Here is a 14,121-nt window from a genome sequence, read left to right as displayed (position 1 = left end):
GGCACGTTCCCGGACTTCAGCAGAAAATTTGTTCGACTTGTTCATGGCTCCATTTTCTCAAGAGTTGGAGCCTCCACCAAATCCGGGGCGGTTCACCATCACTTAGACGGTTTTCAAGAATGCGTAGCACATTAATCGCAAATGTATGCCTTAGATGATGAAACGTAGCATCGCTCCCGATGCTGCGCGCTCCTCTTCTAAACACTCGGCTCAAACAGCCCCGGTCTATTGCTGTGCCTCGGACTCCAAGAAAGATTTGGTCTGCGTTCTCAACTACTGGCGCGGGACGCTCGGTAAGCACGTACCACCGCGTTTCTTCGATAAGCTGCACTGGTACGTAGACTGTGACGTCGCGCCTCCCCTTGCGCAGTACATTAATGCGCGCGAAACTGTCATTGGACAGAGCAATTTGTTCTGGCGACGGAAGTTGTTCAATCAATAGATTGCAAATTTCAAACCGTCTTAGTCCCGTCAAAAGGGCCCATTTAAATATAAGTCTGTATGGAGGCGGTGTTACCTGAAATAATCGGCGGATCTCATCACGCGACAGTATTTTTGGTAGACGAGATATCACAGCAGGGGCTAACGAGTGCTGGCGCAAATAGCGTCTTGGTATTTCTAGGTGTCCGTATATGCGGCGCTCGGCCTCTCTGCCGCTAAGAAACCCACCTAACGGCGTATGCAATATGCCACGTCTTTCGGCCCATAAGTAGAAACTGGAAACAACGGAAATACGATGATTCGCAGTTGCACTTTTCCAAACACGGTTGTTGGCGAGAGACGGTCGATGCACCGCATGAACGCGAAATTGGGCAAAATCATCTTCTGTTGCCGTCCTAAACTGGATGTTAGATTCAGCAAGGAACGAGAACCATGTTAGAAGCGCTTCAGAATACGAGCGAACCGTGTCGCCGATGGAGCTCCTACCTCTCATTGAGAGGTTAGCTAGATAAAGCGTCGGCTCCCATACCGGCAGTCCGCCAGCATCAACAACAACCGATATTAAGGGTACGTCGAAGTATCTCGGATTTAAGTTAGGTATTTCATCCAAACCGCTCAGTCGAAAGACTTGGAGAAGTGTTTCAAAATCCTTGCGGGGCCGGATATACACAGCCCTGAACTTCATATCCACAGACATATAGCCCCCCTTGCTTACCTCAGCGACGAGACTACTTGCAAACTGATACCCAGTCACCATACAGACGAAGTCTTTCACCTAATGCCTGAATTCGACCGTCATGTGTTGGAGACGCTGCGCGAGCCGCTCGAAGCCGGCCGTATCACCATTTCGCGCGCCGCCTTGCAGGCGGATTTTCCGGCCGCCTGCCAGCTGATCGCCGCGATGAACCCGTGTCCGTGCGGTTGGCGCGGCGACCCGGGAGGGCGTTGCCGCTGCACGCCGGAGATCGCGGCGCGCTATCTGCGCAAGCTGTCAGGACCGTTGCTCGACCGGATCGACATCCAGATCGAGATTCCGGCGCTCACGTCGGCGGAACTGTCGGCCCGTTCGAGCGCGACCGGCGAAGCCAGTGCGGCCATCGCTCAACGGGTAGCTGCGGCACGCGAAAGGCAGTTGCAGCGGCAGGGCAAAACCAACCGCGAACTCTCAGGACGGGAAGTGGACGATGTCTGCCGCCCCGACGCCGCCGGCGAAACCCTGCTGCGCGAAGCCGGCGAGCGCTTCGGCTGGTCGGCGCGCGCTTATTACCGGGTTCTGAAGGTCGCGCGGACCATTGCGGACCTCGCAGGCGCGGCCATGCCGAGTGTCGCGCAGGTGGGTGAGGCGATTCAGTACCGCCGTGCCTTCGGCTCGCTATGAGGCGAAAAATATGCTGTCAAGACTTGACTTATGCACATACGGGCGTTCCAAACAGATTTGGATACAACTGAAAGGTCCGCCGCGAGCCACGTCAAGAGTTCGTTGATTTTATTGAGTATTTTTAATCAAACGGCACAGGCCGAATCTGACAGAGTGCCCACCAGATGGGCATCCGCGACAATTTTCGGCGAGTTCTCAACAGAGTTATCCACAGGACCTGTGGGTAATGGAAAAACTTCAACGTAAACCGGGAATTAGCGCTCGATGCTACGAAGGAACTTTCACTGCGCCGTTCGCTCTATGGCGCGCCGAATCGGCCCAAAATACCCGTTTTAATACAGCTGAAACGACGAAAAAAACTGGTCGATCTGTTCCTGCGGCAGCGGTTTGGACGCAATGATCGCCGCCTGGTAGACGTGACGCCCGCGCGCCACCAGCCGCGCGTACACCGTGCGCGTTTCGTGTTGCGAACCGGCTTCGCCGCTCAGCTTCATCTCCAGCCCCAGCACCTGGCCGCCTGCGGCTAGCGGGATCTGGACCGCCCGCGCGTCCGGCGCGGCGCCCACGTTACGCGCGAGGCCCGTGCGCAGAAAGTCCAGCGCGGCGCGCCGGGTCGCTTCGTTGTCGTCCGGCAGCATGATCGTGCCGACGGCAAACAGCGCGTCGCCGGCCTCGGCGGTTTGCATCGCCATCGGCATCGAGGTGCCGCCGATCTGCACCGCCCGCTGATCGTGGCCAGGCTTGGCCGGCAGGTCGACGGTGTAGCCGTTGTCGTTATTCATGATGGTGCGCCAGTCGAAAGTCGGCGAGCAGGCGCTTAGCGCGGTACCCAGCGCCAGCATGCACGCCGCGGTGCTGAGGAGCGCCCATACGCGTGGCGCACGCACGGCACCAGACGCGCCGAGCGGCCGCAAATTGCCGCGCGAACCCGCCGCGACTCGGCTGAGAAAGGAAGGACGACGCGCAATTCGAGCGAAGAAGAAACCGGCGCGATGCAAAACATCAAAAGCAGTTCGGAACATGGGGACGGAAGATCTGACTGACGGGAACGTAAAACGCTATTATCCGCTGCCGGCCGGCGCCCTGCCCCACCACGCGAATGGCGCTACAATAGCGACGCTAAACAGTCCCGGGCCTCAGGCCCAAACCGGCGCACTGTCCCGCGCGTTCCGCGCGACTCTCGAGGTTCCGTTCATGAGCTCCACTCCGTCCACCGCCAGCAAGCGCGCGAATCCGCTTCGCTACGTGATCATTGCCGTTGTCGCCGTGGCAATCGCCGTCGCGGGTTATTTCGCGTTTGCCGGTCAGCAGCGCGTGCCGGATGCCACCTTCACGCTGCTGTCGGGCCAGAAAGTGTCGACCGCGGATTTGAAGGGCAAGGTCTATCTGGTCAACTTCTGGGCGACCAGTTGCGACACCTGCATGAAAGAAATGCCGCAGATGGTCCAGACCTATAACCGCTTCAAGGGCAAGGGTCTCGAATTCGTCGCCGTCGCCATGAACTACGACGCGCCGATGTACGTGACCAACTACTCGCAAACGCGCCAGTTGCCGTTCAAGGTCGCCATGGACGACGGTTCGGCCGCCAGGCAGTTCGGCAACGTGCAACTCACGCCGACCACGTTCCTCGTCGATAAAGACGGCAAGATTCTGAAGCGCTACGTCGGCGAGCCGCAGTTCGCGGAACTCGACAAGCTGCTGGAAAAGGCGCTGAACGCGGCGTAAGTTTTACCCCGCCCCGCAGATCGCAACAGATTCAAACACGCCGGCCTCGTACTCCGAGGCCGGCGTTTTCATTTCTAGCGCTCCCCTTCGCCTTTGGCCGCCAGGCCATATCGCTTGATCTTCTCGTAGAGCGTTGCCTTGCCGAGTTGCAGTCTGTCGGCCGCGACCGCCACGACGCCGCCGGTCTGCTCCAGCGCTTCCGCAATCACCGCCCGTTCGAATTGCTCGACGCGTTCCTTCAATGGTTGGGCGGCCGCGCTGTCGTCGGTGAACGACACCACCGGATCGTCGGCAACGCCGAGCACGAAACGGTCGGCGGCATTGCGCAGTTCCCGCACGTTGCCCGGCCAGTCGCGCTGCATCAGGCTGGCGCGCTGCCGGTCGGTGAGGATCGGCGCGGGACGCTGGTAACGCACTGCCGCGTCCAGCAGGAAATGCTCGAACAACGGCACGATGTCTTCGCGCCGCTCGCCCAACGGCGGCAGCGCGATCGTCACCACGTTCAGCCGGTACAGCAGATCGCGCCGGAACGACCCGTCCGCGACATGCTCGGCCATGTCGCCCTTGGCGGCGGCGACGACCCGGCAGTTCACGCGGATCGGCTGATTCGAGCCGAGCCGTTCCAGCACGCCGTCCTGCAACACACGCAGCAGCTTGACCTGCAACGCGAGCGGCATGCTTTCGATTTCGTCGAGAAACAGCGTGCCGCCCGACGCGTGTTCGAGCTTGCCGATCCGGCGTTTCGCCGCGCCGGTGAAGGCGCCCGGCTCGTAGCCGAACATTTCCGACTCGAACATCGGCTCCGGCAACGCGCCGCAGTTCACCGCGATAAACGGCCGGTCACGCCGCGGCGACAACTCGTGCAGACTGCGCGCGATCAACTCCTTGCCCGCGCCGGTGTCGCCGTTGATCAGCACGGACGCATCCGTCGGGGCGACATTGGCGATCAGCCGGCGCACCTGTTCGATTGCCGGACTGCGGCCGATGATTCGCGGCGCCACCGAATTCTGTTCCGCCAACTCACGACGCAGCGCGATGTTCTCGAGCACCAGCTTGCGGCGCTCCAACGCACGCCGCACGGTTTCGATGAGGCGCTCCGACGCGAACGGTTTTTCGATGAAGTCGTACGCGCCATCGCGCATGGCCTGCACGGCCATCGAGATATCGCCGTGGCCGGTAACCAGAATCACCGGCACGTCGGGCGCGCGCTCGTGCCACTGCGCGAGCAGATCGAGGCCGCTCGCGCCCGGCAAGCGGATGTCGCTCACCACCACACCGTAGAAATCCGCGCGGATCATCTTCGCCGCGGATTCCGCCGATGCATGGCCGATCACCTCGAAGCCCGCCAGTTGCAAACTCTGCACGCTCGCGCGCCGCACCAGTTCGTCGTCTTCGATATACAGCACTTGCAGGCCGTGGTTCAGCATGGCGTTTTCCGTCTGATTCATGAACCCGTGGTCAACGGGTCCGGGGTGTGGCTCGTCTGTACGCGCGCGCGGCGCAGCGTCAGAACGAAGAGTGCGCCGCCGTCGGCCGCGTTGCGCGCCACCAGCGTGCCGCCGCAATCGCGCGCGATCGACGACGAGATCGCCAGTCCGAGGCCCAGCCCCTGCCCCATTTCCTTGGTCGTGAAGAACGGCTCGAATAGCCGTGGCAGGACGTCGTCGGGAATGCCGGGGCCGTTGTCGCTGACCGCGAACGAAAGGTTGGTGGCCGACACCTCGATCTCGATCGTGATGCGCGGCGGATTCAGGCCGGCGGTGGCGTCGAGCGCGTTGCCGAGCAGATTGATCAACACCTGTTCGAGCCGCAAGTCGTCGCAATGCGCAATCAGGTCGGGACGGTCGTCGGCGAGACTGAACGGCGTGCGCGTGGCGCTGTCGGCGTTCGCGTCGGTATCGACGTCGACCAGCACGTACTCGACTTCCACGCCTTGCAAACGTTTTTGCAGCAGCGCGACGACGTTGCGCAACGCCCGCACGATCGGCGCGCGCGCACTGCGCGGCCTCGCGCGTCCAACGAACAGCTTCAACTGATTGGTGATCTTGCCCATGCGCTCGGTGAGCGCCGCGATCGCTTCGAGATTCTCGCGCGCCGACGCCTGGTCGCCGCGCTCCAGCAGCACTCGCGTGTTGTCCGAGAAACCGCGCAACGCGGCAAGCGGCTGATTCAATTCATGCGTAATACCGGCCGCCATCTGACCCAGCGCGGCGAGCTTGCTCGCCTGGATCAGCTCGTCGTGCGCGGCGCGCAATTCCTGCTCGGCGCGCGTGCGTTCGGCCACTTCCTTGTGCAACTGCTCGTTCGCTTCGGAGAGGTCGGCGGTGCGTTCGGCCACGCGCCGGTTCAATTCCGCGTACGCCTTTTGCAGCATCGCGCGGCTGCGCATCACTTCGCGCACGCGCGCGCGGCGCATGCGCCAGTAGAACGCGAACAACACGAGCGACACGTAGCCGAAAGCCGTCACGATGGTCGCATTGCGCGCGTCGGCATCGACTGGATCGACGGGCGACATGGTGATCAGATGCCAGTCCGGCTCGCCCATGCCGCGTCGCGACGCGAGATAGCGCGGCGCATAACGGCCGCCGCCAATGCGCACGATCTGCGCATTGCCTTCCAGCGTGCGTTCGATCGTGACGGGCAGCGGTGCGATGGGCTGTTGCGCGTATTGGCGCGCCTGGTAGATCGAATCGGCGACCTGACCGGACAGCGGCCGGATCGTGTGATATTTCCATGCGGGCATCGACGAGAGAAAGATCACGCCGTGATCGTCGGCGACGACGAGCGGTTCGGACGCATCCGCACCCTGGAACCATTCGAGATCGAGTTTGACGACCGCCACGCCGACGATCTTCCCGTCGCGTCGCACCGGCTGCGAGATGTAATAACCGGGCGCCTGCGAGATCGTACCGATGCCGAAAAAGCGGCCCACGCCGCCCTTCACCGCGTCGAGAAAGTACGGCCGGAATTGATAACCCGCGCCGATAAAGCTTTGCGGTCCGTGCCAGTTGCTCGCGGCGACGCAATAACCATCCAGTGGAATGATGTAGGTAACCGTGGCGCGCGCGTGGCGGTTGAGGTCTTCCAGATACAGATTGGCGCGCTGCACATTGGCCGGCGTCGGATCGACCAGCACGTCCTGCACGATGGGATGTTCGGCCAGCAGATACGGCAGCGACTCGTAGCGCTCGAGCGTGCTCTTCAGCGCGTTGGCGGTGCGATCCACGCGCACCGCGGCGTTACGCCGCAAATTGTCGATACCGCGTTGCCACGCAATGCTGTACGTGAGCCCGCACGCCGCCACGAGCCCGACGACGAGCGCGAAGAGGATCAGCAGGCGGCGCGTCACGTTGGCAATATCCGATCGATTAGGATCGTTTATTGTGGCATAAGGCGAAGCGCCGCCGGCGCGAGTTTCGTCGGCCGGCGGCGCGGGGATTGGGCGCACGGCCACCCGTTTCATGTGCGGGCGGCCGTGGAGGTGGAAGCGAAAAGCGCAGTGAACGTCGGAACCGGAGCCAAGGCCCGGCTTAAGCGCCGGCCGGCTCTTTGACCGCCACCTCGCCGCGCAACGCGGCATTCAGCTTGTTACGGTCCAGTTCCTTTTCCCATGCCGACACCACCACCGTCGCCACACCATTGCCGACGATATTGGTCAACGCACGGCATTCGCTCATGAAGCGGTCGATGCCGAGAATCAGCACCATGCCCGACAGCGGAATGGTCGGCACCACGGCCAGTGTCGCGGCCAGCGTGATGAAGCCCGCGCCCGTCACGCCGCTGGCGCCCTTGGAGGTCAGCATTGTCACCGCCAGCAGCGTGAGCTGCTGCGTCCACGTGAGGTCGATGTTGGTCGCCTGGGCGATGAACAGCACGGCCATCGTCATGTAGATGTTGGTGCCGTCGAGATTGAACGAGTAACCGGTCGGCACCACGAGGCCCACCACCGAGCGTGAGCAGCCGAGCTTTTCGAGCTTCAGCATCAGTTGCGGCAGCGCGGCTTCCGACGAACTCGTGCCCAGCACGATCAGCATCTCTTCCTTGATGTACGCGACGAAGCGCAGGATATTGAAGCCCACCGCGCGCGCGATGAGGCCGAGCACGACCACCACGAACACGATCGAGGTCAGATAGAACGTGCCGATCAGCTTGAGCATGGGCAGCAGCGAGCCGATGCCGTACTTGCCGATCGTGAAGGCCATCGCGCCGAACGCGCCGATCGGCGCCAGCTTCGTGATGATGCGCACGATGCCGAACAGCACATGCGAAAGACCGTCGATGAAGTTCGTGACGACCTTGCCCTTCTCACCGGCCGTCGCGAGCACCGCGCCGAACAGCAACGCGATCAGCAGGATCTGCAGGATTTCGCCTTGCGCGAACGCCGACGACAGCGTGTCCGGGATGATGTGCATCAGGAAGTCCACGGTCGTCTGGCCGTGCGCCTTCGCGGCGTACGACGCGACGGCTTTGCCGTCGAGCGTGGCCGGGTCGATGTTGAAGCCGACGCCCGGCTTGAGTACGTGCGTCGCAATCAGCCCGAGCACCAGCGCAAAGCTGGAGACGATTTCAAAGTACAGCAGCGCCTTGCCGCCCACGCGCCCGACCTTCTTCATATCTTCCATGCCGGCGATACCCGTCACCACCGTGCAGAAGATGATCGGCCCGATCACCATCTTGATCAGCTTGATGAAACCGTCGCCGAGCGGCTTCATGTCGACGGCGAGATTCGGGTAGTAATGTCCGAGCGCGATGCCGATGATGATCGCCACGATCACCTGGACGTACAGCACTTTATGGATAGGTTTTTTCACGATATTTCCTGCGATATGGATGAGCTCATGGCCTGCCACGCCGCGCATCATGCGAACGAATGCGAAAGCTCGTCACGCTTGAGCACGGCACTCGGCCGCGACAAGACGACGAATTCAGAAATACCGGGAAGGGAAATCAGACATCGTTGTCTCCTTGCTTTAGTTGTCGGACCGTTGCGGCCGCGTGATCTAAATTGCAAGGTCGATGCCAGCTCGATGCCGGACTCGGTGCGTTGATTTTTATGGTTTTTTTGAGACGCGAGGCGATAAGCCGTCCGGGATTCCGGAAATCCAGACGAGAGGTGTCGGGGAATCCGGAATGCATCGCGACGCGGGCCTCGGGAAAACCCCGAGGCTCTAAACCGCGCCCTCTTCCAGCACCAGCAGATTGTCGTGCGAGAAACCCAGCGACACCGGTTGGCCGCGTTCGGGTAAACCGCGATTCGGGTCGTTGAACACGTCGAGCGAAATCACCGCATCTTTCACACGCGTTCTAATGCGCACCACCGCGCCGAGGAAATTCACTTCCTCGACGGTCGCATTCAGCGTGTTGCGGCCCGGCGCGGCCGGCTCCAGCACGATGGCTTCCGGCCGCAGCGCGAGCAGACGTTGCTTGCCCGCGTCGTCCGACGGCAGCGCCTGCGTGGTGGTCAACTCCTGACCGTCCACCGCCATCCGGCCCGTCGCCGGATCGACCACCTGCCCCGCCAGAATATTCAGCGTGCCCACGAACGACGCCACGAAGCGCGTGCGCGGATAGTTATAAATCTCGGACGGCGTGCCGATCTGTTCCACACGCCCTTCGTTCATCACGACGATACGGTCGGAAATGGACAGCGCCTCTTCCTGATCGTGCGTGACGAAAATCGACGTGATGCCCAGCTCGCGCTGCAACGCGCGAATGTCCTGGCGCAGCGAAATGCGGATCTTTGCGTCGAGCGCGGAGAGCGGCTCGTCGAGCAGCAGCACTTGCGGCTTGCCGGCCAGCGCGCGCGCCAGCGCGACGCGCTGCTGCTGACCGCCCGACAGTTGCCACGGATAACGCTCGCCGAGGTGCGGCAGCTTGATCAGTTGCAGCATCTCGTCGACGCGCTGCCTGATCTCCGCCTGCGGCCGATGATTGATCTTCAGCCCAAAGCCGATGTTGTCCGCCACCGTCATGTTCGGAAACAGCGCGTACGACTGGAACACCATGCCGACCTTGCGCTGACGCGTGCGCAGATGCGTGACGTCTTTATTGTCGAGCCGGATGATGCCGCGCGTCGGCGTTTCGAAGCCGGCGATCATCCTTAGCACCGTGGTCTTGCCACAGCCCGACGGTCCGAGAAAAGTAATGAACTCGCCGCGCTCAATCTTCATGTCGAAGTGGTGCAGCGCCGTGTTCGCCCCAAAGGACTTGTGCAGATTTTCGATCTCAAGGAATGCCATGATTCGCCGCCTCAGTGCGTCAAACTCTCATTAACGTCGACTCAACGTCAAACTAACGTCAAACTTTCTGGCCGCTCAACGCGCGGGCCGAACCGAATACCTGAATCAATCCCATTGAAGCCCACGTGATCACGAATGCAATGATCGCGAGCGCGGACGGCTCGTACGCGCGATTCGCGCCGATCAGTTGCAGATACGGACCGAACGCCGGCCGGTCGAGCAGGCTCGCGAACGTGAACTCGCCGATCACCACCGCAAAGGTAAGAAATGCACCGGACAGAATGCCCGAGCGGATATTCGGAAAGATCACCTTGAACAGAATGGTCGGCCAGTTCGCGCCGAGGCATTCAGCCGCTTCGGTGAGCGAGCGCACGTCGACGGCGCGCAGGCCGGCGTCGACCGAGCGGTACATGTACGGCAGCGACAGCGTCACGTAGCCGAACACCAGCAGCAGGTCGGTAGCGCGCTCGTTGCCGGTGAGCGGCAGGATCGAGCTGCTGTTATAGATGCGCAGATAGCCGAACACGATCACGATAGCCGGCACCACCAGCGGCAACAGCGTGATGAATTCGACGAGCGGACGCAGCTTGGGCAGCCGCAATTGCACCCAATACGCGGTCGGCACCACCAGCAGCACGCCCACGACAATCGTCAGCAACGCCATCAGGATCGAATAGCCGAACGAGGCCTGAAAGCGCGGATCGCTCAGCACGACGTGGTACGCCTCGAAGCTATAGACGCCGCGCTTCATCCGCATGCTGAACTCGAAAGTTGCGATCAGCGGAATCAGAAAATACAGCGAGCCGACGATCATCGCCGTCCACGCGCCTACACGCGATTGGCTTTTCATCGACGCCCCCTTTCGGCACGCGAGCGCAGCCAGATATAGCCGCCGTTCGACAGGCCGGTCACGAGCACCATGCCGAGCGCGAGCGCGTAGCCGAGGTTCTGGTTGTGCATCACGTCGCCGCGAATTTGCGCATACAGCAGGATCGTGACGATGTTCAGCGAGCTGCCGGTCAGCGCGTAGGCCGTGGCGACCGCGCCGAACGAATTGGCGAACAGCAGCAACGCCGCACCGAGCACGCTCGGCCACAGCACGGGCAGAGCGACGTAGCGCCAGTATTGATACGAGGTGCCGCCCAGGCAGTCGCAGGCTTCGCGCCATTCGCGCTTCAGGCCGTCGAGCGCGGGCGTGACGATCAGCACCATCAACGGAATCTGGAAATACAGATAGGTCAGCGTCAGTCCGGAAAAGCTCAGAATGCTGAAGCCGGTGGAGTAAAGGTTGAAGCCAAGATACTTTTTCAGCAGCACGGTGACGAGGCCGACACGTCCCAATGTGCAGATGAAAGCAAACGCGAGCGGCACGCCGGCAAAATTCGACGCCACGCCGGAAAACGTCATCAGCGTCGGGCGAATCCAGCCGGGCAGTTTGCCCTGCACCGCGGCCCACGCGAGCAGCGAGCCGATCACCGCGCCGCCGAGCGACGAGGCGGCGCTCACCTTGAAGCTGATCCAGTACGCGTCCAGCACGGTGGGCTGCAGCAAATCACGGAAATTGCCGAGCGTGAAATGACCTTGCGCGTCCTGGAATGCGCCGACCATCAGAAAGCCGGTCGGCAGGATCAGGAACAACAGCGCGAAGGTAAAAAACGGCACCACGCCGATCCAGGCAAGAAACTGCGACGCACGGCCCGGACCGTCGACGCGAGGCGTTGGCGTGGGCACAGGCGGAACCAGCAGTTCCGGCTGCACCGCTCCAGCATCCGATGAAGCGCTCATAGCTCACCTTTGAGACTGTCTGGCAAAACGCCAGGCGTGCCGCCCAACTCGAGCAGCACGCCGACGGCAATACTTCGGATTACGCTTCGGCGCCACGGCGAGGAATCTGCCACGCCGCGCGCCGACCCGCGTCGCTTACTTGACGTTCGCGCCGACCGCCTGGTCCCACTGCTTGGTGATGGTGTCCTTATAGGCGTCCTGTTGGGACAGCGTCGGGAACACCACATTCTTGTACGACGACGGCGGCGGCAGCTTGTCGAGCAGCGCTTGCGGCACCTTCTTGCCCGCCACCAGTTCGTTGTAGCGCATCGGGTGGCAGTAACCTGCCAGCCAGCCGATCTGGCCTTCGTCCGAGTACAGGTATTCCATCCACAGCTTGGCAGCGTTCGGATGTGGCGCGTAAGCGCTGATCGCCTGAACGTACACGCCGGCGACGACGCCCGTCTTCGGAATCACCACCTGCACCTTCGGGTTGCCCTTCAGCGTGTCGCGGTCGGCCAGCGCGTTGTAGTCCCAACGCACGACGATCGGCGTGGTGCCTTGCGCGAGCGAAGCGGCCTTGCCGATCACCGGCACGAAGTTGCCGTTCTTGTTCAGATCGGCAAAGTACTTCAGACCTGCTGCGCCGGCCTTGCTCGCGTCGCCCTTGCTTTGCGACAGACCCGCCGCGAAGACAGCCTGGATGGCCTGGTTGGCGGTACGCGGATCGCCCGCGAGCGACACGGCGTTCTTGTAGTCGGGTTTGAGCAGATCGCTCCAATCGGCCGGCGCCTTGTCGATCATGTCGGCGTTCACTTCGAACGACAGCACGCCGTAGTAGTCGCCATACCAGTAACCGTCGGCGTCTTTCGACTCTTTCGGGATCGAGTTCCACGTCGCGACCTTATACGGTTGCAGCAGGCCTTCGGCCTTCGCGGTCGGACCGAACGAGAGACCCACGTCGATCACGTCCGGCGCTTGCGGGCCCTTGTTGCCCTTGTTCGCCTTGATCGCTTCGACTTCGTCGCCCGAACCCGCATCCGGATTCAATTCGTTGATCTTGATGCCGTACTTCTTCTGGAAGCCGGCCACCAGTTCGCCGTAGTTGCACCAGTCGTGCGGCAACGCGATCACGGTGAGCTGGCCTTCCTGCTTCGCGGCGGCGATCAGGGTGTCGAGCGGCGCGGCGCAAGCCATGCTGCTGGCGCCGGCGGCGACGCCCGCCGCTGCCGACATGGAAAGTAAACGGACTAACGCGGTGCGGTTCATGGTCTTCCTCATCCTCTGCCGAAATTGCTACGTTTGGAAAATTTCTGGTTCGAGCTTCAGGGCGTGCGCCGATGCGCAGCAACGCGCGCGCTTCGACATGTTCAGACCGACGTGGAGAACATGTCGTGATGCAGTGTATCGATGCGATCTGTACAAATCATGTCGACGCCCCATTGCGCAAGCAGTTGCGCACGCGCCGCGTCGTTCACGGTGTAGGCCAGCACGCGCAGCCCGGCCGCACGAATCTCGGCGACCAGCGGCTCGCTCAGATAACGGTGGCTCGCATGAAGCGACACGCAGTCGAGTTCACGCACGATTTGCAGCCAATCCGTGGGCACTTCCTCGAACAGCATGCCGCGCTGTAGCGCCGGCGCCGCTTCGCGCGCGGCCGCCAACGCCTCGAACGAAAACGACGACAGCAACGGCGGCGTTTGCCCTTGCCACAATGTCAACGCACCGCTTGCCACCAGCGCGCCGGTGATGCCGTCACGCCCTGGACACGGTTTGATCTCGATGTTCGCGGCGATGCCCTCGCGCGCGCAGCGCCCGGCCGCCTCGGCAAGCGTGGGCAGATGGGTGCCGGCGAATTGCGCGCGGTCGCCGTACCATGCGCCGGCGTCCAGCGTGCTCAGTTGCGCCCACGTGTGATCGGCGGCGGCGCCGTGACCATTCGTGGTGCGCTCGAGCGTGTCGTCATGCATTAGAAAGAGCTGGTTGTCGGCGGACAGCTTGGCGTCGAATTCGACCATGCGGTAGCCGTAACGCACGCAGGCGTCGAACCCGGCCAAAGTGTTTTCCGGCGCCAGCGTGCCGCCGCAGCGATGCGCAACCAGTCGTGGATACGGCCAGTCTGCGCTCAAGGTGCGGCTCATCTCATGATTCCCGTTTGCCACGTCTCGTTACCTTCCCGATAGAGCGGGTTAAATATGCTCTCGACGCGTTACCGGCCGTGACCGCCACGACGGCACATGCCTGCTTCCGGCGGCCTTCACACGCGAGCTCCGCGCGTAGTATCGCGCCAAGCCAGGCGGCGCGATAGCTGGCCGAACGGCCTATGCAAGATCCCCGCGAATCGTATGAAGCGTTGCCGTATCATTGTCAGGATCACGAATCGTGCTGCATCCGGCCGCGCCGGACACCACCGACAATTCGCTCAGCCAGCCGACCCCAAGTTTCATTATGGCAACGGCTTGGGTCAATCAGATTGCCAAAAAACGCCGCAAAATGCTCGAAATCGGACATTTCACTTCCTTTTCGAACATTTGATGTTCGAAACAGCCGTAACGCTTCGATTTGCGAAGGCTA

General features: G+C 61.8%; 12 protein-coding genes and 1 pseudogene. 3 read left to right on the top strand and 10 right to left on the bottom strand.

Annotation, left to right across the window (positions count from 1 at the left end):
• Positions 1-16: 16 nt before the first annotated feature.
• On the bottom strand, positions 17-1,216 hold the full coding sequence (locus BX591_RS31935; protein ID WP_146749842.1) for a tyrosine-type recombinase/integrase: 1,200 nt from the start codon (positions 1,214-1,216) through the stop codon (positions 17-19).
• 3 nt (positions 1,217-1,219) lie between these two features.
• Here BX591_RS31935 and BX591_RS31930 point away from each other — a divergent pair.
• Positions 1,220-1,819, top strand: a pseudogene (locus BX591_RS31930) (ATP-binding protein); the annotation flags it as partial.
• Positions 1,820-2,151: 332 nt separating this feature from the next.
• On the opposite strand, the gene BX591_RS31925 reads toward BX591_RS31930, so the two are convergent.
• The gene (locus BX591_RS31925; protein WP_111935312.1) at positions 2,152-2,661 is read right to left on the bottom strand and encodes a hypothetical protein; all 510 of its coding nucleotides are present in this window, start codon (positions 2,659-2,661) and stop codon (positions 2,152-2,154) included.
• A 352-nt stretch (positions 2,662-3,013) separates the two neighbouring features.
• Between BX591_RS31925 and BX591_RS31920 the strand changes: the two genes are divergently transcribed.
• Entirely contained in the window at positions 3,014-3,544 is a 531-nt protein-coding gene (locus tag BX591_RS31920; protein WP_111935305.1) for a TlpA disulfide reductase family protein, read from the top strand.
• A gap of 74 nt (positions 3,545-3,618) precedes the next feature.
• Here the strand turns inward: BX591_RS31920 and BX591_RS31915 are convergent, their stop codons facing one another.
• The 8 genes from BX591_RS31915 to ugpQ all read right to left on the bottom strand — a co-directional run bounded on the left by BX591_RS31915 (position 3,619) and on the right by ugpQ (position 13,688).
• Positions 3,619-4,971, bottom strand: a complete 1,353-nt coding sequence (locus tag BX591_RS31915) for a sigma-54-dependent transcriptional regulator (RefSeq protein WP_176343142.1) — start codon at positions 4,969-4,971, stop codon at positions 3,619-3,621.
• A gap of 17 nt (positions 4,972-4,988) precedes the next feature.
• Positions 4,989-7,007, bottom strand: a complete 2,019-nt coding sequence (locus BX591_RS31910) for a sensor histidine kinase (protein ID WP_111935304.1) — start codon at positions 7,005-7,007, stop codon at positions 4,989-4,991.
• A 67-nt stretch (positions 7,008-7,074) separates the two neighbouring features.
• Positions 7,075-8,355, bottom strand: coding sequence for a dicarboxylate/amino acid:cation symporter (locus BX591_RS31905; RefSeq protein WP_111935310.1), 1,281 nt, complete (start codon positions 8,353-8,355; stop codon positions 7,075-7,077).
• 357 nt (positions 8,356-8,712) lie between these two features.
• Positions 8,713-9,783 carry an ABC transporter ATP-binding protein gene (locus BX591_RS31900; RefSeq protein WP_111935303.1) on the bottom strand — a complete coding sequence of 357 codons (1,071 nt, stop codon included), beginning with the start codon at positions 9,781-9,783 and terminating at the stop codon, positions 8,713-8,715.
• Between the two features lie 58 nt (positions 9,784-9,841).
• Positions 9,842-10,633 (bottom strand): ABC transporter permease, encoded by a 792-nt coding sequence (locus tag BX591_RS31895; protein ID WP_111935302.1) that lies wholly within the window; start codon positions 10,631-10,633, stop codon positions 9,842-9,844.
• Positions 10,630-11,568: an ABC transporter permease gene (locus tag BX591_RS31890; RefSeq protein ID WP_111935301.1), complete on the bottom strand. Its 939-nt coding sequence runs from the start codon at positions 11,566-11,568 to the stop codon at positions 10,630-10,632. The genes BX591_RS31895 and BX591_RS31890 overlap by 4 nt, the downstream gene beginning before the upstream one ends.
• A 135-nt stretch (positions 11,569-11,703) precedes the next feature.
• Positions 11,704-12,816, bottom strand: a complete 1,113-nt coding sequence (locus BX591_RS31885; RefSeq protein WP_111935300.1) for an ABC transporter substrate-binding protein — start codon at positions 12,814-12,816, stop codon at positions 11,704-11,706.
• A gap of 101 nt (positions 12,817-12,917) precedes the next feature.
• On the bottom strand, positions 12,918-13,688 hold the full coding sequence (ugpQ, locus tag BX591_RS31880) for a glycerophosphodiester phosphodiesterase (RefSeq protein WP_111935299.1): 771 nt from the start codon (positions 13,686-13,688) through the stop codon (positions 12,918-12,920).
• Positions 13,689-13,929: 241 nt separating this feature from the next.
• Here ugpQ and BX591_RS36660 point away from each other — a divergent pair, with 241 nt between their 5' ends.
• On the top strand, positions 13,930-14,082 hold the full coding sequence (locus BX591_RS36660; protein WP_167444655.1) for a hypothetical protein: 153 nt from the start codon (positions 13,930-13,932) through the stop codon (positions 14,080-14,082).
• Positions 14,083-14,121: the final 39 nt, after the last annotated feature.

This window comes from Paraburkholderia bryophila (genome assembly GCF_003269035.1).
Taxonomy (GTDB): Bacteria; Pseudomonadota; Gammaproteobacteria; order Burkholderiales; family Burkholderiaceae; genus Paraburkholderia; species Paraburkholderia bryophila.
This window is presented reverse-complemented; position numbering and strand designations above follow the sequence as displayed.